This is a genomic window from Microbacterium neimengense (genome assembly GCF_054782995.1).
Map to the genome: position 1 here is coordinate 1056175 of NZ_BAAGRK010000003.1, position 20466 is coordinate 1076640.

The window sequence follows — 20466 nt, forward strand, 5'->3', positions numbered from 1 at the left end:
GGGGTACGACGACCCCTGGGTGTGATGCCCCGGCCGCCACGGCGTCCATAGCCTTCTCGAGACCCACTCGAGGAGGACGCATGGTCATCACGCTCACCGCACCGCGGACCGCGATCGTACCCGCCGCGGGCCGCGATACCGGGATCGATCTCGCACGCGCGATCTGCGTCGTCATCGTCGTTCTCCTCCACGCCGTCATGGTCGGCGTCACCGTGACTCCCGCGGGCCCCGTCTTCGCGAACGCCGCCGAGGGCACCGCCTGGTTCGCCCCGCTCACCTGGGCTGCGCAGATCATGCCGCTGTTCTTCGTCATCGGCGGCTACGCGGGGGCGCTCGCCTATCGACGGATGCGTCGTACCGGCGGGACGCCGGGCGCCTTCGTGGCCGCGCGCGTGCACCGCCTGCTCGTGCCGGCGCTTCTCACCTTCACGGTCGTCGCGGTCGCGCTCGCAGCGCTCCTGGCCGCCGGGGTCGACGGCGAACTCGTGCGCATCGCTGGCTTCCGATACGCCCAGCCGTTGTGGTTCCTGGCCGTCTTCCTGCTTTGCCAGGCGCTGCTTCCCGCGCTGCTCGCCGCCCACGAACGCGCGCCGCTCCGGACGATCGCGCTGCTGGTCGCCGCCGCCTGCGGCGTCGACGCGCTGCGTGCGGTGACCGGCCTCGACGCCATCGGCATGCTCAACCTCGCGTTCGTGTGGCTGGCACTGCAGCAGCTCGGCTTCGTCATGGCCGACGGCACGATCGACGCGCTGCGCCGACGCACCCGCATTGTCATTGGCCTCGCGGCGGTCGCCGTGCTGGCGGCGAGCATGATCGGCGGCGTCTTCTCGGCCGATCTCTACGAGAACCTCAACCCGCCCACGACGGCGCTGCTGCTCGTGGGGATCGCGCAGACCGCGCTGCTCTCGCTCCTGCGCGCACCGCTCGCCGCGGCGAGTCGCCGCCCGTCGGTGGCAGCGTTCACCGGGTTCGTGACGGCCCGCACCATGACCATCTACCTCTGGCACATGCCGGTGCTGCTCGCCATGGCGGGGGTGTCGGCGCTCGTCGCCCTCACCACCGGGCTCGAGCTGCCCGAGCCCTCGAGCCCCACCTGGTGGCTCACCCGTCTGCCATGGTTCGTCGTCGCGCTGTCGCTGACGGCGGCCGTGGCGTGGGCGCTTGCGGGCCTGGAACGGCGCCGGATGCCGAGACCCACCGCATCCGTCGCCCGCATCTGTCACGCCGTGCTGCTCGGACTCGCCGCGATCGTCCTGCTGCTGGCGGCGGGCACGAGCGTACTGACCGCGATCGCCGCGATCGCCCTCGGGCTGTGCGCTCTCGCCCGCATCCGCGGCGGCGCGCAGCGACCGGCTCTGACGGCGGGCTGACACGGCTGACGCGCATCGGGCGTCGGAGAAACGCGCTCCGGTCGGAGGAACCGGCGGGAATCCTCCGACATGCGTGCGAATCTCCGACCAGCGGAGACCAGCGGAGACCAGCGGAGACCACCGGATGCGGCCGCGAGCCCGCTCAGGCGCCGCTGAACCAGAGCCAAGCGATGGGGGCGATCATGACGACGCCGAGCACGATCGAGGCGATCGACAGTCCGTAAGAGGTTCCGCGCCGGGCGCCGACGACGGCCCCGACGGCACCCAGGAGCAGCACGAGGGCGCCGATGACGGCGAGCATGGGGATGAGGAGGATCCCCAGCCACCAGATCGGGTTCATGTCGGGGATGAAGCCGATGAGGAAGATGCCGACGGTCGGCAGGATGGCGATCGCCGCCATCGCGACACCGGTCGTGCCCCAGGCATCCAGCTTTGGCTTGCGGCGGCGGATCGGCTGCTCGGATGCGGTCACTTCTCCCTCTCGGTCGACTGCCCCGACAGTACCGGAGCGTGTTCGCCTGTCATAGATCGACGCGAGGCCGTCGATCTATGACAGGCGAACTGGGGTGGTGAGGGCAGGACAGGGCGGCAGGACCTGAGGACGTCAGCCGATCGTGGTGCCGAAGAGGCTGCCCACCGCGTAGGTCGCCGCGAGCGCGAGCGCGCCGCCGGTCACCGTCCGCGCGATCGCTCGGGGTCGGTTCGCCCCGCCGATCCACGCGGCGACGTAACCGGTGACGGCGAGGGCGATGAGCACGGCGACGAAGGTCAGCGCGATGCGCAGCGGATGCGGCGCGAGCAGGATCGTGGCCATCGGCAGCAGCGCACCGACGAAGAACGCGATGGCGGATGCGAGGGCTGCGTGCCACGGGCTCACCACGTCGTCGGCGTCGATGTTGAGTTCGGCCGACAGATGGGCCTTCAACGCATCCTTCGCCGTGAGCTCGGTGGCGACCCGGGTCGCCGTCTCCTCGCTGAGCCCCTGTACCCGGTACAGCCCGATCAGCTCCTCGAGCTCCTCCTCGGGCTGCTCGCGCAGCTCGCGCGTCTCCTTCGCGATGAGCGCGCGCTCGGAGTCGCGCTGGCTCGACACCGACACGTACTCGCCGAGCGCCATCGAGATGGCGCCGCCGACGAGAGCGGCCGTGCCGGCGAGGAAGACGGGAGCGACTTCCGAGGTGGCTCCCGCGACGCCGACCACGACGGCGGCGGTCGAGACGATCCCGTCGTTGGCGCCCAGAACACCCGCGCGCAACCAGTTCAGGCGCTGCGACAGACCTTGGCGGTGGGGCTCATCGGGGTGGACCCCGTACTCGGCGGATTCGCTCACGCCGTCAGGCTATTCCGCGCGCCGCGCCGGCACCACGAAGGTTAGGCGGCGCTTGCGCCTCAGCCCGCGGCGCGGCGCACCAGTTCGCGGAACGTCTTCTCGGCGGCCGGAGTCATCTCCAGCACGGCGAAGGAGGTCGGCCACATCTCGCCGTCGTCGAGCGCCGCCGTCTCGTTGAAGCCGATCGAGCCGTAGCGGGTCTCGAACTTCGCGGCGGGCTGGAAGAACACCACGACCTTGTCGTCCTTGGCGTAGGACGGGAATCCGTACCACGTCTTGGGTGCGAGGTGCGGCGCCTCCTCCGTGACGATCACGTGCAGCCGTTCGGCGATCTGACGGTCGCTACCCGTCAGTGCATCGATGGCCTCGAGGCAGGCGTCGTACTCCTTCGCCCGCTTCGCGGCGCCCTTGACGCCCTTCATCTCTTTGAGCTCGGCGGCCCGCTGCTTCATGGCCTCGCGCTCCTGCGCGGAGAATCCTGTGCTCATGCCTGCTGCTCCTTGTTCTGCTGGATGCGGATGAGGTTGCCCGCGGGATCGCGGAACGCCGCATCCCGCAGCCCGTAGTCCTGCTCGATGGGTTCCTGCACGATATCGGCCCCGGAGGCCTCGACGCGCGCGAAGACGGCGTCGAGATCGTCGGTGGCGAGGTTGACGCCGAAGTAGCTGCCCTTGGCGATCAGCGCGAGGAGGAACTCCTGCTCCTCGTCTGACAGGTCGCGCCCCACGCTCGCCGGGTGCAGCACGATGGCGGTCGAGGGCTGACCGGCGGGTCCGACGGTGATCCAGCGCATCTGCTCGAAGCCGACGTCGAGTCGGACGTCGAACTCGAGCACGTCGCGGTAGAAGGCCAGCGACGCATCCGCATCGGTGTGGGGGAGGAAGCTGGAGTGAATCGTGATGTCCATGCCGCTCACGCTAGGGCGCCCGGCGTCCGTCACGCTTCTCGATTCCTGACCGGACGCGTGAGGTGCTTGGCGATGCACGGCAGCATCCCCTCGCGAAACGGCGGGTCCTGCGTGCGATACACGCTGGGAGGCACGCCGACGAGCTCGGTGAAACGCGTGCTGAAGGTGCCCAGCGACGAGAAGCCGACCGCGAAGCAGATCTCGGTCACGCTCAGATCGCCTCGACGCAGCAGCGTCATCGATCTCTCGATGCGCCGCGTCATCAGGTACTGGTACGGCGACTCGCCGAACAGTCGACGGAACTGCCTGCTGAAGTGACCGGCCGACATCAGGATGCTGCGCGCCAGCGCTTCGACGTCGAGCGGCTTCGCGTAGTCGCGGTCCATGCGGTCGCGCGCTCGCCGCAGCTGCGCGATCGTCGCCAGATCCGGACCCTCGACGCGTGTCGCCACGAGGCGATCATGCCAGCCGGTCAGCGCGCGCGGCTACGCACGGCGCCGGCCGCGCACAGGATCACGGCAGCTCCTCCGACCGCGGTCGCCCAGGTCAACGGCTCGCCCAGGATCAGCGCCGCCCACACGATCGAGAGCACCGGCTGTACCAGTTGCAGCTGGCTGACCCGCGTGATGGGCCCGATCGCGAGCCCGCAGTACCAGGCGAAGAAGCCGAGGAACATGCTCACCACCGCGAGATAGCCGAATGCCGCCCACTGGCCGGGCGTCGCCGTCGGCGGATCCGCGACCGCCGAAACCGCCGTCAGCGCCGCCATCACCGGAGCCGCCACCACGAGGGCCCACGAGATCGTCTGCCACGAGCCGAGCTCGCGCGCCAGCAGCGCCCCTTCCGCGTAGCCGATCGCGGCGGCCGCGACCGCGCCGAGCAGCAGCAGGTCCGACCAGTGGAAGCCGCCCCATCCGCCGCCGATGACCGCGAACACCGTCGCGGCGACGGCGCCCGCGGCGGTGAGAAGCCAGAACGTCCGTCCGGGCCGCTCGCCGGCGCGCAGCACCGCGGCGACCGCGGTCGCGGCGGGCAGGAGCGCGATCACGACGGCACCGTGGCTGGCCGGTGCGACCGTGAGCGCGTAGGACGTCAGCAGCGGGAAGCCCGCGACCACACCGCCGGCGACGACGACGAGCCGCATCCACTGTCCGCCGCGCGGGAGGCGCGACCGGGTCGCGGCCAGGGCGATGGCTGCGAGGGCGGCGGCCACGACCGCACGCCCCGACCCGACGAACAGCGGCGACAGCGAGGCGACGGCGACGCGGGTGAAGATCACCGTGAACGAGAACGCCAGCACGCCGAGCGCTCCCCAGAGCAGTCCGGATGCGGCGGATCGCGTCATTCCCCGAGTCTGCCCGCGCGCGGCTTGTCGTCACGGGGTCCAATCCGCAGCGCGTGGCCGCCTCCTTCCGCGCGCGTGCGGCGGCTGCCAGCATGGCGGCATGGACGACGACGCCACCGACATCGATGGCTTCCCGCCGGAAGTCGCGACGCGGATGCGGCAGATCCGCTTCGCGCTCCTGGATGCGGTGGGAGCGGACGCGGAGGAACGGATGCGGTACGGCATCGCCGCGGTCATGCTCGGCGGACGGTACGCCCTGCACTACGCCGGGTGGAAGAAGCACATCGGCCTGTACCCCGTGCCGTCGCTCGCGGAACCGCTCGAGAGCGAGGTTGCCCCGTTGCGCTCCGGTAAGGACTCCCTGGTTCTGCCGCACGCGCGGGAGCTGCCGCTCGAGCTCATTTCGCGCGTCGCCGCAGCGATCGTATCGATGCGCCGGGAGGCGTGAGGACTCAGGCGCGGGAGAACTCCGACGCCCGGGCGACCTGTTCTGGCGTGGGTGTGACGCCCGTGTAGCGCGCGAACTGTCGTGCCGCCTGGAGCGCGATGACCTCGGCGCCGGTGATGACCGCGACGCCGCGTTCCCGCGCGGTGCGGATGAGGGGGGTCTCGGACGGGAAGGCGACCACGTCGAACACGCGCTCCGCGGCTTCGATGTGCGCCTCGCTGAAGGCGAGCGCGTCCGCATCCGCCCCGTTCATGCCGAGCGGGGTCACATTCACGACGACCGCATGCCCGGGCGCCGGATCCTCGGTGACGCTCCGGAAGCCGTAGCGCTCCGCGAGAGCCTGGCCCGCCTCGGCGTTGCGAGCGACGACGGTGAGCTCGCGAAAGCCCGCGCCGTGGAACGCTGCCACGACGGCCTTCGCCATCCCGCCTGACCCCCGCACGAGCACGGATGCGGCCGGGTCGACGGCGTGCTCGGCCAGCAGCTGTGCGACGGCTTCGTAGTCGGTGTTCGAGCCGGACAGCCGGCCGCGGTCGTTCACGATCGTGTTCACGGAGTCGATCGCCGCGGCGGAGGGCTCGATCTCATCCAGCAGGGGGATGACGGCCTCCTTGAAGGGCATCGACACCGAGCATCCGCGGATCCCCAGGGCGCGGACTCCCGTGATCGCCCCGGCGATGTCGTCGGTGGTGAACGCCTTGTAGACGAAGTTGAGGCCCAGTTCATCGTAGAGGTAGTTGTGGAAGCGCGTGCCGATGTTCGACGGCCGCCCGGCCAACGAGATGCACAGGGTCATGTCCTTGTTGAGAATCGGCACACCTCATTGTGGCGCGCGCGGCCGTCGTCGTCCGTTCACGGCAGGCTCCTCACCAGCACGACCTAGACTGGAGGCATCCGTTCCGCCGCCGTACCCACCCCCACGAGTCGAGCCATGACCAGCAGTTCTTCCGCGCGCGCCTTCGAGCCGCGCCACGTTCAGTTGGTGCGAGCCCTCTTCGCGGCCGTGGCGGCCGTGATGATCACGTTCTCGCCCGACCACTCGGCCGCCGTCGGGCTGTCGGTGTTCAGTGGCTTCGCGATGGCGTCGGCGATCGTCTGGCTGCTCTCGGCGTGGCTCGTGTACGGACCCGGTCAGCGCCGGCTGCCCATCCTGCTGGGTGCTCTCACTCTGATCGCCGGGGGCGTCTCCGGCATCCCGACCCTGCGCACGACGCTGGCCTTCTTCGTGATCGTCATCTCGTGGGCGCTGATCACGGGACTCATCGAGGGCATCGCGGGCCTGCGGGCCCTCCGCGCCGCAGAACGCGGCAGCGCCGCTCGCTTCGAGGCGCGTGACGCTCTCACGGTCGGAATCGTGGGCGTGCTGCTCGCTCTCGGAACCCTTGCCGTGCAGCCTGCCTACGCGCTGCAGTACAGCATCGAAGAGGCCGGCTCGTTCACCCTTACCGGCATCACGATCGCCGTCGGACTCTTCGGCGGCTATGCGGCGATCGTCGCGGTCTACCTGGGGATCGCGGGCTTCTCCCCGCGCCGCGAGCCCGCCCCCGCGCCCGAGGAGGCGGCATGACAGACAAGCCCACCCGTCGCGACCTCATGAAGCCCGCTCAGCTGATCGGGCTCGCTCTCGCCGCCGCCCTCTTCGCCGGCGTCGTCACGCTCATCTCGATGGGTTTCTTCCAGAACCGAGTCGCCGGACAGTCGGGCCACGCCTTGATGGTCGGCGGCATCGTCGCGGGGATCACCTTCATCGCGACGCTCGTGATCATCGCGCTGCTGATGCTCGCCGTCGACCCGGCGCAGGTGAACCGCACGGTCGACCGCGCGGTGCTGCTGCCCAAGGACGAGTCCGAGGACGCATCCGGCGACAGCCCCGCATCCGACTCCGCCGACGGCGGCGCCCCGCCCCGCGCCTAACGCCCCGCGCTCCCGCGCCCCCTGCTCGTGTGGGCTTCCCGCTCGGGCGCGTGCGCCCGCTCGCGCGTGTCGGTGCCATCTCGCGAGACTGCATTTCCGTCACGAAATCACGGGTAAACACAGTGATCTCGTGCTGAGAATGCAGTCTCGGGAAGCGGGGGTAGGGGGGGAGCCCCGGATGCGATCGCGCTCTGCATCCGACCGCGTCTGCGGGCCAGGTGCGCGTCGCCGGATCACGAGACTGCATCTTTCGCACGAGATCACGGGTAAACACAGTGATCTCGTGCAGGAGATGCAGTCTCGCGGGCGGGATGGGATGGGCCCAAAGCCGTGGTGCCGAATGCGGTCAGCCCCGGATGCGGTGAGCCCCGGCCCCCCGGATGCGGCGCGTGCCGGATATGGTCCCGCCCCGGATATGGTCCCGCCCCGGATGCGGTCAGCCCCGGATGCGGTCCCGCCCCCGGATGCGGTGAGCCCCGGATGCGGTCCCGCCCCCGGATGCGCGCCGCCGCCGGCCCTCAGGCGCCGGCGACGAGGGAGGCGGCGAGGCCCGTGTAGGTGGCGGGCGTCAGGGCGAGCAGACGCTCCTTCGCCGCGTCGCCGATGTCGAGGCCGCGCACGAATTCCGCGAGATCAGAGCCGCCGACGCGGTGCCCGCGGGTGAGTTCTTTCAGCAGCGCGTACGGGTCGGTGATCTGCGAGCGACCCGCGACGACCTCGGCGCGGATGACGGTCTGGATGGCCTCGGCGAGCACCTCCCAGTTGGTGTCGAGGTCGGCCAGCAGCACCTCGCGCGAGAGCGAGATCTCGCCGAGCCCGCGCAGCAGGTTGTCGAGCGCGAGAAGGGAGTGACCGAACGCGACGCCGATGTTGCGCTGCGTGGTGGAGTCGGTGAGGTCGCGCTGCAGGCGGCTCGTGACGAGGGTCGATGCAAGGGTCTGGAACAGCCCGCTCGCGATCTCGAGGTTGGCCTCCGCGTTCTCGAAGCGGATGGGGTTGATCTTGTGCGGCATGGTCGACGAACCGGTCGCGCCCGCCACGGGGATCTGCGCGAAGTAGCCGAGGGAGATGTAGGTCCACACGTCGGTCGCGAGGTTGTGCAGGATGCCGCCCGCGTGCCGCGCGCGGTCGTAGAGCTCGACCTGCCAGTCGTGCGACTCGATCTGGGTGGTGAGCTCGTTGAACCCGAGCCCCAGGCCCTCGATGAAGCCGCGGGAGATCTCGACCCAGTCCGCATCCGGATCGGCAGCGAGGTGCGCCGACCAGGTCCCGGTCGCGCCGGAGAACTTCGCCAGGTACTCGGAGGACTCCAGCTGAGCGAGCACCCGCTCCAGGCGCCACGCGAAGACGGCGATCTCCTTGCCCATCGTGGTGGGGGTCGCGGGCTGGCCATGGGTGCGGGCGAGCATCGCCGCATCCGCCAGTTCGACCGAGACGGTTCGCAGGCGCTCGATGACCTGCCGCAGCTTCGGCAGCCATACCTCGGTCACGGCGCGCTGGACGGTGAGGGCGTAGGACGTCGAATTGACGTCCTCGCTGGTCAGAGCGAAGTGCGTGAGCTCGGCGATGCGGTCCAGCCCCAGAGAAGAGAGGCGGTCGCGCACGAGGTACTCGACGGCCTTCACGTCGTGGCGTGTGACGGCCTCGCGCTCGGCGAGCCAGTCGATCTCGGCCTGGCCGAAGTCGCGGTACAGCGCGCGGAGGGAGTCCTTCTCGGCGTCCGTCAGCGGCGACTGTCCGAACAGGCGCCGGTCGGTGAGGGTGATGAGCCACTCCACCTCGACCTCGACGCGGGCGCGATTGAGTCCCGCTTCCGACAGGAAGTCGCCGAGGGCGGAGACGGCGGCCTGGTAGCGACCGTCGAGGGGGCTGAGCGGCTGGGCGGGGAAGTTCGACACGGTACTCCGTCGAGGGCGGTGGGCCGCGCGGGTCATCCCGCGGAGCGGATGGCGGGTTCGAGTTGCCGGAAGAGCGCCCGGCACGCGCTCTCGATCATAGCGAGCACCTCGTCGAACGCCTCGGGGCCGGCGTAGTAGGGGTCGGGGACGTCGAGGCTGTCGTCGGGCTGCGGGTCGAAGGCGCGCAACAGCACGACCTTGTCGGAATCGTTCTCCGACCGCGCCCAGGCGCGCAGGTTCCGTTCGTGCGATCGATCGAGCGCGATGACCAGGTCGTTGCGCTCGTAATCCGCGAACTCGAACTGCCGGGCGCGGTGATGCCGGCCGTCGTATCCGTGGCGCTCCAGCGCCTCGACCGTGCGCGGATCGGCGGGCTCTCCGACGTGCCAGTCCCCGGTGCCGGCGCTCGTGGACACCACGCGGTCGCCGAGACCCACCGACTCGGCGAACCAGCGGAAGACGATCTCGGCCATCGGGGATCGGCAGATGTTCCCGGTGCACACGAAGACCACGCGGAACGGCGAGGACGCGGGCATGCGTCCATTGTGGTCCTGACGACCTCTCCTGCACAGCCACGATCTCGCGGCGAGCGATCCGCGGATCGGATGCGGCCGCACCTCGCCCCTCTGACGCGGAGCGAGCATCGGGGGATGACAGACACCCTCGACGATGTCGTCTTCTCCTTCGACGCGGCACGGCGCGACGTGCTCGCAGCCGTGGAGCTCATCGAGACGGTCATCCGCGATGCCACGGGCCTCGCCGCAGCGACGGCCTGGGCGTCGCCGGCGATGCGCGCCTTCCAGCTCGCACACGATGCGTGGACCGCCGCGCTCGCCGATGAGCGCCAGCGCCTTCTGGCCCTCGACGACGTGATCGCCGAGATCCGCAGTCAGGCCTTGATCACGGGTGGCGGCAACCTCTTCGGATGGTGGTCGTCGTGACCGACGAGGTCGGCATCTCCTCCGGTGGGGCGGTCGCCGTCGACACGGCGCGGCTGCGGGATGCGGCCGCTGTGCTCGTGGGGGCGGCGGCACGTCTGGACGAAGCCGTCGCCGACATCGCCCGCGCCGATGCGCGCATCAGCGCGCACACACTGCCGGTGCTGGGGCTGACCCAGGACGACCGCCTCCGCGAGGTGGGCGCGCTGGCGGATCGCGCACGTGAGCAGCAGGACCGGCTGCTCACGTGCGCGGCCGTGTACGAGATCGCCGAGATGCGCGCCGAGGCCGCTCTCGCATCCGCTGCGGGAGACGCGGGTGCCGTCGAGCGGGCTCGAGATCGGATCGCCGCCATCGAGCACGCCTATCCGGGGGCAACCGAGCTGCTGCGGGCGGATTCCGGCTTCGGCGACGGCTGGACATGGTTCACTCTGCTCATGCCGTTCCTGGCGGGAGCGAGCCTGGCCTCGGGGGCTGTCATCGCGCGCCTCACCGCGACGCGCGGCCGCATCCCGTTCGGCACGCATCCGTCACCGACGGGGCGACCCGTGCCAGAGATCGTGGCGCTGCCACCCGCGGAACACTCGGCCGCGGCCCCCACGGCGCTCGCGCCGGCCCTCGGGCGGATCCCTCAGGGCAGCGAGGCGCGGGTGCGCATCGAGAAGTACGCGACCGCATCCGGAACGGCGTACGCCGTGTACGTCGCCGGCACGAGCGGGCTCGGCGGCGACGAGGTGTGGGACATGGTCTCGAACGTCCAGGGGTACGGCGGTGAGCAGTCCGACGCCTACCTGGCACTAGCGGCGATGCTCGCCGAGGCGGGTGTGCAACCCGGCGACACGCTCTATCTGTACGGCCACTCGCAGGGCGGGATGCTGGTGGGCCAGGTCGCGGCGACCGGCGACTACGACGTGCGGGTGGTCGGGACCGCGGGCTCCCCGACCGCGGCCGATCCGGGCCCCGAGGCGATCGCCGTCGATCTGCGACACGGCGACGATCCGGTGGCGATGCTTGCCGGTGGGGGATTCGCGACCCGCGTGGGGGCGGAGGGAAGCATCGTGGCCACGCGGGTCGTCGACCCCGCGCCGGGTCCGCAGGATCTGGGCCTTCCCGCGCACCACCTCACCGCCTACGCCGAGACGGCCGGACTCGTCGATGCCTCGGCTGATCCGCGCGTCGCCCAAGTGCACGAACGGATGGCCGAGCTCGAGGGGGCCCGCCTCATCTCGGCGCAGGAGTTCGGCGCGCGTCAGGTCGACGCCGGACGCCGCGCCGGTGCTGTCAGTCCCGCCGCTTCGGGCGCAGGATGACGCCGAAGATGCCGTTGATGACGGCGATGACGAGGGCCGCGACGACGCCCCACCAGAAGCTCTCGACCCGCAGGCCCCAGTTCCAGAACCCGGTGATCCAGCTGGTCAGCCAGAGCAGGAACCCGTTCACGATGAGCGAGAACAGGCCGAGTGTGAGGACGTAGAGGGGGAAGGCGATCACCCTCACGACCGATCCGACGATCGTGTTCACCAGCGCGAAGACGAGTGCCACGATCAGCAGCGACAGTACGATCTCGAGCGTTCCGCCCGGCGGGAACGCGATGACGCTGACGCCGAGGACCGGGATGAGGGTGACGACCCAGATCGAGAACGCATTCACCACGATGCGGATGAGAAAGCCCATGCCGGAAGTGTGGCACGCGCCCCGCATCCGCGCTCCTAGACTCTCGGTGTGACTGAGCCGATTCCCGTTCGTGTGCGCCCAGAGATCGCGGCCCTGCCGGTCTACCGACAGGGAAAGCCGGCCGGTGCCGACGCGTTCAAGCTCTCGAGCAACGAGAACCCGTTCTCGCCGCTGCCGCGCGTGCTGGCGGCCCTCCGCGCCGCCGAGACGGTGAACCGCTACCCGGACGCGACCGCGGCGAGACTCCGAGTGCGTCTGGCCGAGCGCTACAACGTCGACGCCGACGAGGTGCACATCGGCGCCGGAAGCGCATCGCTGCTCTCGCAGCTGGTCCTCGCGGTCGCGGGCCCCGGCGACGAGGTCGTCTACGCGTGGCGGTCCTTCGAGGCGTATCCGAGCTTCGTCACGGTCGCCGGCGCCGACCGCGTCGAGGTGCCGCTGACAGCCGAGGGCCGTCACGACCTGGTCGCGATGGCCGAGGCGATCACCCCACGCACCCGCGCCGTGATCGTCTGCAGCCCGAACAATCCCACGGGCCCTGTGGTGACGCAGGCCGAGTTCGACACCTTCGTTACGGCGGTCCCCGCCGACGTGCTCGTCATCCTCGACGAGGCGTACGCCGAGTTCGTGACCGCGCCGGACGCGGTCGACGGCCTGCGCCGCACGGGCGTCACCCGCCCGAACGTCGTCGCCCTCCGCACGTTCTCCAAGGCCTACGGACTCGCGGGGCTGCGCATCGGCTACGCGATCGGTCACCGCCGTGTGCTGGACGCAGCGCGCGCCGTCGCCATCCCCCTCTCCGTCACCGCCACGGCGGAAGAGGCGGCGCTGGCCAGCCTCGACGCCGACGCCGAGCTGCTCGAGCGCGTGCGGGTGATCGCCGAGCGTCGCGACCGTGTCGCGGCGGGTCTCCGTGACGTCGGATGGCGGGTCCCCGACGCGCAGGGGAACTTCGTCTGGCTCGCCACGGGAGAGGCCACGACCGACGCCGCCGCGGCCTTCGACGAGGGCGGGCTGGTGGTCCGCGCCTTCGCGGGAGACGGCGTGCGGATCTCGATCGGCGAAGAGGAGTCTGTCGAGCAGATCCTACGAATTGCCGCATCCGTTGTGCGCGACCTCCCAGAGGGCCATCCCGCCAGCAGATAGCGTAGAGCCCGTGACCTCGCCCGACACGTTCTCTCCGGCCGACGACGACGCGCGGATGGTGCGGGTGCTGGCGGCGGACGGTTCGTTCGCGCCGACCCCCGCCGCCGAGCCCTACCTCGCCGCCGTCGCCGCGGTCGATGACGCCCAGCTCGAGACCTTCTACCGCGACATGGTGGTGGTGCGCGCCTTCGACCGGCAGGCGACGAACCTGCAGCGTCAGGGTCAGCTCGCCCTCTGGCCGCCGAGCTGGGGGCAGGAGGCCGCGCAGGTCGGGTCCGCCCACGCCGCGAGAGCGCAGGACCACCTCTTCCCCTCGTATCGCGAGCACGTCGTGTGCACCATCCGGGGCGTCGACCCGATCGACATCGTGCGGCTCATGCGCGGGCTCACGCACGGCGGGTGGAACCCGTACGACCCGAAGAACGGCAACACCCACATCTACACGCTCGTGCTCGGCTCGCAGACGCTGCACGCGGCCGGCTTCGGCATGAGCCTCGTCTTCGACGGCAAGACGGGCACCGGCGACGTCGATCGCGACGAGGCCGTCATGGTCTACTACGGCGACGGCGCGTCCAGCCAGGGCGATGTGCACGAGGCGATGGTCTTCGCGGCGAGCTACCGCGCGCCGCAGGTCTTCTTCCTGCAGAACAACCAGTGGGCCATCTCGGTCCCCGTCGCGACCCAGGCCTCGGCCCCGCTCTACCGACGCGGCGAGGGCTACGGCATGCCCAGCGTCCAGGTGGACGGGAACGACGTGCTGGCGAGCTTCGCCGTCACGCGCCAGGCCCTCGACGAAGCGCGCGCGGGCGGCGGTCCCCGCGCGATCGAGGCGATGACGTACCGCATGGGTGCGCACACGACCAGCGACGACCCGACCAAGTACCGCACCTCGGCCGAGGAGCAGTCCTGGGCCGAGCGCGACCCGATCGCCCGGATGGCGGCCTACCTGCGCTCGCGCGGTGCGTCGGACGCATTCTTCGCCGACGTGGATGCGGCCGCCGCCGACTACGCCGAGGACGTCCGCGCCCGCACGGTGGCCCTCGGCTCCATCGGCACGGAGATGATGTTCGACCACGTCTACAGCGAGCCGCATCCGCTCGTCGACGAGCAGAAACGCTGGCTGGCCGAGTACGAAGCATCGCTCGAGGGAGGCCAGGCATGAGCGAGATGACCACCCTTCCGATGAGCAGGGCCCTGAACGCCGGTATGGCCCAAGCCATGCGCGACAGCGACCGCGTGCTGCTGATGGGCGAGGACATCGGTCCGCTCGGGGGCGTCTTCCGCGTCACCGAGGGCCTGCAGGCCGAGTTCGGCAAGAACCGCGTGATCGACACCCCCCTCGCCGAGTCGGGCATCATCGGCACCGCGATCGGGCTCGCGATGGGCGGATTCCGCCCCGTCTGCGAGATCCAGTTCGACGGCTTCGTCTTCCCCGGCTTCGACCAGATCACGACGCAGCTGGCCAAGCTCACCAACCGTCACGAGGGCGCGCTGCGCATGCCCGTCGTCATCCGCATCCCGTACGGCGGGCACATCGGCGCCGTCGAGCACCACCAGGAGAGCCCCGAGGCGTACTTCACGCACACCCCGGGCCTGCGTGTGGTGAGCCCGTCCACGCCGAACGACGCGTACTGGATGATCCAGGACGCGATCGCCTCCGACGACCCGGTCGTCTTCCTCGAGCCGAAGAGCCGCTACTGGCCCAAGGGCGAGGTCGACCTGTCGGCGCGTGCGCTGCCCCTGCACGCGTCCCGCATCGTGCGGCGGGGCACCGATGTGACTCTCGTCGGTCACGGTGCGATGGTGTCGACCCTGCTGCAGGCGGCCGCGCTCGCCGAGAGCGAGGGAACGAGCTGCGAGGTCGTCGACCTGCGCTCGCTCTCCCCGGTGGATTACGGCCCCATCCTCGACTCCGTCGCCCGCACCGGCCGCATGGTCTACGCGCAGGAGGCGCCGCAGTTCACCTCGCTCGGATCCGAGATCGCCGCGACCGTCACCGAGCGCGCGTTCTACTCGCTCGAGGCGCCGGTGCTGCGCGTGTCCGGCTTCGATGTGCCCTTCCCGCCCGCCAAGCTCGAGGGGCAGTACCTGCCCGATGCCGACCGCATCCTCGAGGCCGTCGACCGCGCCCTCGCCTACTGACCCCCGCCCCTCGTCCCCATCCCCGCCCCTCACCCCCTCATGACCGCGAGACTGTCCCCACACCCTCTCCACGCCCGCTGCGCGGACGCGGAGCCTCTGGGCGCGTGGGCCCATTTCGAGCACGAGATCACGGTGTTTACCCGTGATCTCGTCACAAGGATGCAGTCTCGACGGTGAAGGAACGGCGAAAGGAACCGCAATGAGCACTCAGACCTTCCACCTCCCGGATGTCGGCGAGGGTCTCACCGACGCCGAGATCGTCACCTGGCACGTCAAGAGCGGTGACACCGTCGCCGTCAACGACGTGATCGTCGAGATCGAGACGGCGAAGTCGCTGGTCGAGCTGCCGTCGCCCTTCGCAGGCGTGGTCGGTGAAGTGCTCGTCGAAGAGGGGCAGACGGTCGACGTCGGCGCTCCCATCATCACCATCGCGGATGCGGCGGCTTCCGCGTCCGATGTCCCCGCACCCGGCGACCCGGGACTCCCGGCCCCCGCGGCCGAGCCTGAGGCGGGCGGTTCCGTCCTCGTCGGCTACGGCTCCGCCGGTGCCGTCACCTCGCGTCGTCGCAAGCCCGCCGCGGCACCGGCCGCATCCGCCGCCGGCGTCGTGGCGAAGCCGCCCATCCGCAAGCTCGCCCGCGACCTCGGTGTCGACCTGTCCGCCGTGACGCCCAGCGGTGCCGGGGGCGAGGTGACGCGCGACGACGTCGTCAAGCACGCGTCGCAGGCGAGCGTCTTCCGCAACATCGAGACGCCCGAGTGGCCCGAGGTGCGCGAGGAGACGATTCCGGTCGCCGCATCCGTCGCCGAGGCCGACCCGCGCGAGGAGTCCATCCCGGTGAGGGGTGTGCGCAAGGCGACGGCGGGTTCCATGGTGCGTAGTGCCTACTCGGCGCCGCACGTAACGGTGTGGACCGACGTCGACGCGACGCGCACGATGGAGCTCGTGAAGCGCCTGAAGGCGTCGCCGGACTACGCCGACACGAAGGTCTCGCCGCTGCTGATCATGGCCCGCGCGGTCATCTGGGCCGTGCGCCGCACGCCCATGGTCAACGCCGCGTGGGTCGACGGCGACGACGGTGCGCAGATCAACCTGCGCCACTACGTGAACCTCGGCATCGCGGCGGCGACGCCGCGTGGCCTGATCGTCCCGAACATCAAGGACGCCCAGAACCTGAGCATGCGCGAGCTCGCGAAGGCTCTGGAGCGCCTGACGCTGACGGCGCGCGAGGGCAAGACCCCGCCCGCAGATCAGCAGCAGGGCACCATCACGATCACCAACATCGGTGTCTTCGGGATGGATGCGGGAACCCCCATCATCAACCCCGGCGAGGCCGGGATCATCGCGATGGGAACCATCCGGCAGAAGCCCTGGGTGGTCGACGGCGAGGTGCGCCCGCGCTTCGTGACCACGGTGTCCGGTTCGTTCGATCACCGCGTCATCGACGGCGACGGCATGAGCCGCTTCATCGCCGACGTCGCGGCTGTGCTCGAGGAGCCCGCTCTCCTCGTGGAGTGACCCCCGCCTGGGCCCGCACCCGCCTGGCGTCCGCCCCCGGCCCGCAGCTGCGAACGCGGCTAGCCGATCCCGAGGCAGGAGGCCATCACGGCCTGGTGCACGGGCAGGAGTGCTCTCTTGAACGCGTGACCGACGAAGGCGGGATGTGACACCGCGTCCTCGCTGACCTCCCGCCCGCGGTTGAACGGCGGGCACGGGTTCAGCCGGACACCGCGAGGCGCGGCATCCAGCAGGGATGCGGTGATCCGATACGGCTCGAGGATCTCGGCGTGGCTCCCGGGGTCGTCGGTGATGATCACGTCGGCGGAGCGGATCGCCGTGTCGAGGTCCTCGACCCATCGCGCGCCGGGTGTGCGCAGCTGGGCCGGCGCGCACTGCGCCATGTCGAGCCCGAGCGCCCGAGAGGCTTCCTGCCACGCGCGCGAGATGTTGCCGTCAGGCCCGACGAACAGGAAACGTGTCGCGGCGAGATCGCGGTTCTGTCGCAGCATCCACAGGTCGGCGAGGACCTCGCAGGGGTGGTTGATGCCCGTCATCGCGTTCACGATCGGGAGCGCGCCCGGGGCCGCGAGCGCCTCCAGCACGCGGATGTCGCCGTGGCGGGCGACGACGAGGTCGGCCCAGCCGGCGAGATAGTTCGCGACGTCCGCGTGTGCCTCCGGCTTGTCGAGGGTGGACTCGGGAAGGACGACCGGCTGCAGTCCCATGAGCGCCGCGCCGCGCTCGAACGTGACGCGGGTGCGAAGACTCGTCGCAGGGAAGAACATGACCGCGCAGCCGGACGTCTTCGGCCCCCGCCCAGCCTCGTACGCGTCGGCGAGGGTGAAGACCTGCTCGATGTCGGCGGATGTCCAGTCGTCGAGGCGGATGAGCGAGCGCATCCCGCTACCGTATCGACGCGGATGCGGCCGGCTCGCCGCATCCGTCTGGCGCCTACCCATCCAGTGGCCACACTTCTGCGCAACTGCGCCTGTCAATGACTGGTGCATCTGCGCAGGAGTGGCGCAACTGCGCACATGCGACGCAACTCGGGCACAGGGAGGGCAGGTGCAGCTGGCGACAGCGCCCGGCACGGCAAGCGCTGCCTACCGATTTTGATAACGATTATCAGTAGGCGTAAAGTGATCGCCATGCCCCTGAAGACCCGACTTCTCCTCGCGCCCGCCCTCGTCGCCGGCGCCGCCCTCACGCTCGCCGGATGCGCGTCGGCCACGGCCGATCCGTCGCAGAGCGCCGCATCCACCGGCGCGATCACCATCGTCACCTCGACGAACGTGTACAGCCAGATCGCCGAGGAGATCGCGGGGGATGCGGCTACGATCACGCCCGTGATCTCGTCGGCCGCGCAGGACCCCCACGACTACGAGGCCACGGCCGCCGACCAGCTGACGGTGCAGAAGGCCGACCTCATCATCCAGAACGGCGGCGGGTACGACGCCTTCATGGATTCGCTCATCGACGCGAGCAAGTCCGAGGCGCCGGTGATCGTGGCCGCCGAGTACTCCGACAGTTGGCAGGGCACCGAGGCGACCGAGCACGACACGGACGAACTCGAGGCCAGCCCGCACTCCGAGCTGGAGCACGACCACGACCACATCGAGGGCTTCAACGAGCACGTCTGGTACGACCCGCACACGATCGAGCACGTGACGGAGGCCATCACCGAGGAGCTCTCGCGTCTCGTCCCCGACAAGGCGGAGACCTTCCAGGCGAACTCGACGGCGTTCCTCGCGCAGGTCGCCGGTCTCGAGAAGTCGCTCGACGACATCAAGGCGGCGCACAGCGGCGCCGAGGTCTTCGTGACGGAGCCGGTGCCGGGGTACCTGATCGCCGCCGCGGGGCTGGAGAACGCCACGCCCGACGAGTTCAGCGAGGCGGTCGAAGAGGGCCAGGACGTTCCCGCGGCCGTGCTGCTCGAGGCTCTCAACGAGGTCAAGTCGGGCGAGGTCAAGGTCGTGATCGCGAACGCGCAGGCGGGCGGCGCCGAGACGACGCAGATCATCGACGCGGCGGGTGCCGCGGGCATTCCGGTGCTCGAGTTCACGGAAACGCGTCCGGACGACCAGACTTACATCCAGTGGATGCAGAAGAACATCGAGGACCTCGCCGGAGCCCTCGCCAAGTGACGACCGAGCGCGACCCGCTCGTCATCGCGTCCGCTGCGCTTCGGCGCGGCGGACGCGACCTGTGGCGTGGGTTGGATCTGACCGTCGCGCCCGGCGAGCTGGTTGCCGTGCTCGGGCCCAGCGGTGCCGGAAAGACGACGCTGCTGCGGGCCATCCTCGGCCTCGACCGGCTCAGCGAGGGAACGATCACCGCTCTCGGCGCGCCGGTCACCCGAGCGGGAAACCGCCGTATCGGCTACATCCCCCAGCAGCGACCGCTGCCGCGCGACACCTCGATGCGGGGCCGTGACGTCGTCGCCCTCGGCGTGGACGGGCACCGCTTCGGTCTGCCGATCTCCCGCCGGCGCGACCGGGCGCGGGTCGACCAGCTCCTCGCCGCCGTGGGCGCCGAGACCTTCGGCGACCGCCCCGTCGGGCTCCTCTCGGGCGGGGAGCAGCAGAGGCTTCGCGTCGGGCAGGCGCTCGCCGACGACCCGCGCCTGCTGCTGTGCGACGAGCCCCTCACGAGCCTCGACCTCGCCAACCAGCAGGCGGTGGTGTCGCTCATCGACCGGCATCGCCGCGAGCGTCAGGCGGGCGTCCTGCTGGTGACCCACGACATCAACCCGGTGCTCGACACGGTCGACCGCATCCTCTACATCGCCGGCGGCACCTTCATGCTCGGCACCCCCGACCAGGTGCTCGACTCCACCGTGCTCAGCGACCTCTACGGCGCGCCCGTGCACGTGCTCCGCGCGGGCGGGCGCCTCGTCGTCGTCGGAGCGCCGGATGCGGAACAGTCGCACCACCACCATCACGACCACGAGGACCACGCATGAACTGGAGCGACGTCGGCGACGCGCTGTTCGGAGGCGTGGCGCAGTACGGCCAGATCCTCGAGCTCGTCCAGAACTCGGTGTGGGCGGGCGCCGTCCTGGGCATCGTGGGCGGTCTCATCGGCGTGTTCGTGATGCAGCGCGACATGGCCTTCGCGGTGCACGGCATCAGCGAGCTCTCCTTCGCCGGCGCCGCCGCGGCACTCCTGCTCGGCTTCGACGTCGTAACGGGATCCATCGTCGGCTCGATGATCGCCGCAGCCCTCATCGGCTGGCTCGGCTCCCGCGCGCGCGATCGCAACTCGATCATCGGTGTGCTGATGCCCTTCGGCCTCGGCCTCGGCATCCTCTTCCTCTCGCTGTACAACGGACGAAGCGCCAACCGGTTCAGCCTGCTCACCGGGCAGATCGTCTCCGTGCAGACGGGCCAGCTCGGCGTGCTCATCGCGATCGCGGCAGTGGTGCTGGTGGGCCTGCTGCTCATCTGGCGCCCGCTGCGCTTCGACTCGCTGGATCCGCAGTCGGCCGCCGCGCGCGGCGTGCCCACGCGGGCCGTCTCGCTCGCGTTCATGCTGCTGCTCGGGCTGATCGTCGCCGTCGCCGTGCACATCATCGGCGCGCTCCTCGTGCTCGCGCTGCTCGTGACCCCCGCGGCGGCCGCGATGCGCATCTCGACCGGCCCGCTCGCGGTTCCGCTGTGGGCGGCGCTGTTCGGCGTCGTCTCCGCCGTCGGCGGCATCCTGCTCGCGGTCGCGGGCACTCTGCCGGTGAGCCCGTACATCACGACGATCTCGTTCGTCATCTACCTCGTCTGCCGCGGGATCGGCGCACGCCGCGACCGTGTCACGCGTGCTGTCTGAGAAGACTGCCCGGCCCGCTGCCAGGGTGCGCGGG

At 70.5% G+C, this 20466-nt stretch carries 24 protein-coding genes; 13 read left to right on the forward strand and 11 right to left on the reverse strand.

Annotated features, from left to right (window positions below; all coding sequences use genetic code 11):
* Positions 1–80 precede the first annotated feature (80 nt).
* Positions 81–1370 carry an acyltransferase family protein gene (locus tag ACYVJS_RS07865; protein ID WP_460739329.1) on the forward strand — a complete coding sequence of 430 codons (1290 nt, stop codon included), beginning with the start codon at positions 81–83 and terminating at the stop codon, positions 1368–1370.
* A 142-nt stretch (positions 1371–1512) separates the two neighbouring features.
* Here ACYVJS_RS07865 and ACYVJS_RS07870 read toward each other — a convergent pair whose 3' ends face one another.
* From ACYVJS_RS07870 to ACYVJS_RS07895, 6 genes are all read right to left on the reverse strand, one after another.
* Positions 1513–1842, reverse strand: a complete 330-nt coding sequence (locus ACYVJS_RS07870) for a hypothetical protein (RefSeq protein WP_460739331.1) — start codon at positions 1840–1842, stop codon at positions 1513–1515.
* Positions 1843–1974: 132 nt separating this feature from the next.
* Positions 1975–2700 (reverse strand): VIT1/CCC1 transporter family protein, encoded by a 726-nt coding sequence (locus ACYVJS_RS07875; RefSeq protein WP_460739333.1) that lies wholly within the window; start codon positions 2698–2700, stop codon positions 1975–1977.
* A 59-nt stretch (positions 2701–2759) separates the two neighbouring features.
* Positions 2760–3188 carry a hypothetical protein gene (locus ACYVJS_RS07880; RefSeq protein WP_460739334.1) on the reverse strand — a complete coding sequence of 143 codons (429 nt, stop codon included), beginning with the start codon at positions 3186–3188 and terminating at the stop codon, positions 2760–2762.
* Entirely contained in the window at positions 3185–3607 is a 423-nt protein-coding gene (locus ACYVJS_RS07885; protein ID WP_460739336.1) for a VOC family protein, read from the reverse strand. Before ACYVJS_RS07885 ends, ACYVJS_RS07880 begins: the two co-directional genes overlap by 4 nt.
* Before the next feature lie 29 nt (positions 3608–3636).
* The gene (locus ACYVJS_RS07890) at positions 3637–4059 is read right to left on the reverse strand and encodes a helix-turn-helix transcriptional regulator (protein ID WP_460739338.1); all 423 of its coding nucleotides are present in this window, start codon (positions 4057–4059) and stop codon (positions 3637–3639) included.
* A gap of 20 nt (positions 4060–4079) precedes the next feature.
* Positions 4080–4952 carry a DMT family transporter gene (locus tag ACYVJS_RS07895; protein ID WP_460739340.1) on the reverse strand — a complete coding sequence of 291 codons (873 nt, stop codon included), beginning with the start codon at positions 4950–4952 and terminating at the stop codon, positions 4080–4082.
* A gap of 100 nt (positions 4953–5052) precedes the next feature.
* Between ACYVJS_RS07895 and ACYVJS_RS07900 the strand changes: the two genes are divergently transcribed.
* Positions 5053–5400, forward strand: coding sequence for an iron chaperone (locus ACYVJS_RS07900; protein WP_460739342.1), 348 nt, complete (start codon positions 5053–5055; stop codon positions 5398–5400).
* A 4-nt stretch (positions 5401–5404) separates the two neighbouring features.
* Here ACYVJS_RS07900 and ACYVJS_RS07905 read toward each other — a convergent pair whose 3' ends face one another.
* Complete coding sequence (locus ACYVJS_RS07905; protein ID WP_460739344.1) at positions 5405–6217, reverse strand: shikimate 5-dehydrogenase; 813 nt, start codon at positions 6215–6217, stop codon at positions 5405–5407.
* Positions 6218–6331: 114 nt separating this feature from the next.
* Here ACYVJS_RS07905 and ACYVJS_RS07910 point away from each other — a divergent pair, with 114 nt between their 5' ends.
* Positions 6332–6967, forward strand: a complete 636-nt coding sequence (locus ACYVJS_RS07910) for an acyl-CoA synthetase (RefSeq protein ID WP_460739346.1) — start codon at positions 6332–6334, stop codon at positions 6965–6967.
* Positions 6964–7314 carry an amino acid transporter gene (locus ACYVJS_RS07915; protein ID WP_460739348.1) on the forward strand — a complete coding sequence of 117 codons (351 nt, stop codon included), beginning with the start codon at positions 6964–6966 and terminating at the stop codon, positions 7312–7314. Before ACYVJS_RS07910 ends, ACYVJS_RS07915 begins: the two co-directional genes overlap by 4 nt.
* A 518-nt stretch (positions 7315–7832) precedes the next feature.
* On the opposite strand, the gene purB is transcribed toward ACYVJS_RS07915, so the two are convergent.
* Positions 7833–9248: an adenylosuccinate lyase gene (gene purB / locus ACYVJS_RS07920; RefSeq protein ID WP_460739350.1), complete on the reverse strand. Its 1416-nt coding sequence runs from the start codon at positions 9246–9248 to the stop codon at positions 7833–7835.
* Positions 9245–9748: a low molecular weight protein-tyrosine-phosphatase gene (locus tag ACYVJS_RS07925; protein WP_460739352.1), complete on the reverse strand. Its 504-nt coding sequence runs from the start codon at positions 9746–9748 to the stop codon at positions 9245–9247. The genes purB and ACYVJS_RS07925 overlap by 4 nt, the downstream gene beginning before the upstream one ends.
* A gap of 114 nt (positions 9749–9862) precedes the next feature.
* Between ACYVJS_RS07925 and ACYVJS_RS07930 the strand changes: the two genes are divergently transcribed.
* Both ACYVJS_RS07930 and ACYVJS_RS07935 read left to right on the forward strand, forming a co-directional pair.
* Positions 9863–10153: a hypothetical protein gene (locus tag ACYVJS_RS07930; protein ID WP_460739354.1), complete on the forward strand. Its 291-nt coding sequence runs from the start codon at positions 9863–9865 to the stop codon at positions 10151–10153.
* A complete protein-coding gene (locus ACYVJS_RS07935; protein ID WP_460739356.1) occupies positions 10138–11460 on the forward strand; it encodes a hypothetical protein in 1323 nt (440 codons plus the stop codon). Before ACYVJS_RS07930 ends, ACYVJS_RS07935 begins: the two co-directional genes overlap by 16 nt.
* Here ACYVJS_RS07935 and ACYVJS_RS07940 read toward each other — a convergent pair.
* Positions 11432–11824 (reverse strand): phage holin family protein, encoded by a 393-nt coding sequence (locus ACYVJS_RS07940; RefSeq protein WP_460739358.1) that lies wholly within the window; start codon positions 11822–11824, stop codon positions 11432–11434. The two genes, ACYVJS_RS07935 and ACYVJS_RS07940, sit on opposite strands and share 29 nt — an antisense overlap.
* A 48-nt stretch (positions 11825–11872) precedes the next feature.
* On the opposite strand from ACYVJS_RS07940, the gene ACYVJS_RS07945 reads away from it, so the two are divergent.
* The 4 genes from ACYVJS_RS07945 to ACYVJS_RS07960 all read left to right on the forward strand — a co-directional run bounded on the left by ACYVJS_RS07945 (position 11873) and on the right by ACYVJS_RS07960 (position 16631).
* Complete coding sequence (locus ACYVJS_RS07945; protein WP_460739360.1) at positions 11873–12970, forward strand: histidinol-phosphate transaminase; 1098 nt, start codon at positions 11873–11875, stop codon at positions 12968–12970.
* 55 nt (positions 12971–13025) lie between these two features.
* Positions 13026–14132: a thiamine pyrophosphate-dependent enzyme gene (locus ACYVJS_RS07950; RefSeq protein WP_460739877.1), complete on the forward strand. Its 1107-nt coding sequence runs from the start codon at positions 13026–13028 to the stop codon at positions 14130–14132.
* Entirely contained in the window at positions 14129–15112 is a 984-nt protein-coding gene (locus ACYVJS_RS07955; RefSeq protein ID WP_460739362.1) for an alpha-ketoacid dehydrogenase subunit beta, read from the forward strand. Before ACYVJS_RS07950 ends, ACYVJS_RS07955 begins: the two co-directional genes overlap by 4 nt.
* Before the next feature lie 199 nt (positions 15113–15311).
* Positions 15312–16631 carry a dihydrolipoamide acetyltransferase family protein gene (locus tag ACYVJS_RS07960; protein WP_460739364.1) on the forward strand — a complete coding sequence of 440 codons (1320 nt, stop codon included), beginning with the start codon at positions 15312–15314 and terminating at the stop codon, positions 16629–16631.
* 59 nt (positions 16632–16690) lie between these two features.
* On the opposite strand, the gene ACYVJS_RS07965 is transcribed toward ACYVJS_RS07960, so the two are convergent.
* Complete coding sequence (locus ACYVJS_RS07965; protein WP_460739366.1) at positions 16691–17512, reverse strand: ornithine carbamoyltransferase; 822 nt, start codon at positions 17510–17512, stop codon at positions 16691–16693.
* A 249-nt stretch (positions 17513–17761) separates the two neighbouring features.
* On the opposite strand from ACYVJS_RS07965, the gene ACYVJS_RS07970 reads away from it, so the two are divergent.
* Genes ACYVJS_RS07970 through ACYVJS_RS07980 form a run of 3 tightly spaced genes read left to right on the forward strand, consistent with a single transcriptional unit; the run spans position 17762 to position 20432 of the window.
* Entirely contained in the window at positions 17762–18757 is a 996-nt protein-coding gene (locus tag ACYVJS_RS07970) for a metal ABC transporter solute-binding protein, Zn/Mn family (protein WP_460739368.1), read from the forward strand.
* A complete protein-coding gene (locus ACYVJS_RS07975) occupies positions 18754–19575 on the forward strand; it encodes a metal ABC transporter ATP-binding protein (protein ID WP_460739370.1) in 822 nt (273 codons plus the stop codon). The genes ACYVJS_RS07970 and ACYVJS_RS07975 overlap by 4 nt, the downstream gene beginning before the upstream one ends.
* A complete protein-coding gene (locus ACYVJS_RS07980) occupies positions 19572–20432 on the forward strand; it encodes a metal ABC transporter permease (RefSeq protein ID WP_460739372.1) in 861 nt (286 codons plus the stop codon). Before ACYVJS_RS07975 ends, ACYVJS_RS07980 begins: the two co-directional genes overlap by 4 nt.
* The last annotated feature ends 34 nt before the right edge of the window (positions 20433–20466 follow it).

Bases quoted from the DNA above. Each gene is read 5' to 3' on its own strand.
- ACYVJS_RS07935 (WP_460739356.1), top strand. From the start codon at position 10,138: ATGGTGGTCGTCGTGACCGACGAGGTCGGCATCTCCTCCGGTGGGGCG.
- ACYVJS_RS07965 (WP_460739366.1), bottom strand. From the start codon at position 17,512: ATGCGCTCGCTCATCCGCCTCGACGACTGGACATCCGCCGACATCGAG.
- ACYVJS_RS07950 (WP_460739877.1), top strand. From the start codon at position 13,026: ATGGTGCGGGTGCTGGCGGCGGACGGTTCGTTCGCGCCGACCCCCGCC.
- ACYVJS_RS07885 (WP_460739336.1), bottom strand. From the start codon at position 3,607: ATGGACATCACGATTCACTCCAGCTTCCTCCCCCACACCGATGCGGAT.
- ACYVJS_RS07925 (WP_460739352.1), bottom strand. From the start codon at position 9,748: ATGCCCGCGTCCTCGCCGTTCCGCGTGGTCTTCGTGTGCACCGGGAAC.
- ACYVJS_RS07930 (WP_460739354.1), top strand. From the start codon at position 9,863: ATGACAGACACCCTCGACGATGTCGTCTTCTCCTTCGACGCGGCACGG.
- ACYVJS_RS07960 (WP_460739364.1), top strand. From the start codon at position 15,312: ATGAGCACTCAGACCTTCCACCTCCCGGATGTCGGCGAGGGTCTCACC.
- ACYVJS_RS07880 (WP_460739334.1), bottom strand. From the start codon at position 3,188: ATGAGCACAGGATTCTCCGCGCAGGAGCGCGAGGCCATGAAGCAGCGG.
- purB (WP_460739350.1), bottom strand. From the start codon at position 9,248: ATGACCCGCGCGGCCCACCGCCCTCGACGGAGTACCGTGTCGAACTTC.
- ACYVJS_RS07980 (WP_460739372.1), top strand. From the start codon at position 19,572: ATGAACTGGAGCGACGTCGGCGACGCGCTGTTCGGAGGCGTGGCGCAG.
- ACYVJS_RS07865 (WP_460739329.1), top strand. From the start codon at position 81: ATGGTCATCACGCTCACCGCACCGCGGACCGCGATCGTACCCGCCGCG.
- ACYVJS_RS07900 (WP_460739342.1), top strand. From the start codon at position 5,053: ATGGACGACGACGCCACCGACATCGATGGCTTCCCGCCGGAAGTCGCG.
- ACYVJS_RS07915 (WP_460739348.1), top strand. From the start codon at position 6,964: ATGACAGACAAGCCCACCCGTCGCGACCTCATGAAGCCCGCTCAGCTG.
- ACYVJS_RS07895 (WP_460739340.1), bottom strand. From the start codon at position 4,952: ATGACGCGATCCGCCGCATCCGGACTGCTCTGGGGAGCGCTCGGCGTG.
- ACYVJS_RS07955 (WP_460739362.1), top strand. From the start codon at position 14,129: ATGAGCGAGATGACCACCCTTCCGATGAGCAGGGCCCTGAACGCCGGT.
- ACYVJS_RS07940 (WP_460739358.1), bottom strand. From the start codon at position 11,824: ATGGGCTTTCTCATCCGCATCGTGGTGAATGCGTTCTCGATCTGGGTC.
- ACYVJS_RS07970 (WP_460739368.1), top strand. From the start codon at position 17,762: ATGCCCCTGAAGACCCGACTTCTCCTCGCGCCCGCCCTCGTCGCCGGC.
- ACYVJS_RS07910 (WP_460739346.1), top strand. From the start codon at position 6,332: ATGACCAGCAGTTCTTCCGCGCGCGCCTTCGAGCCGCGCCACGTTCAG.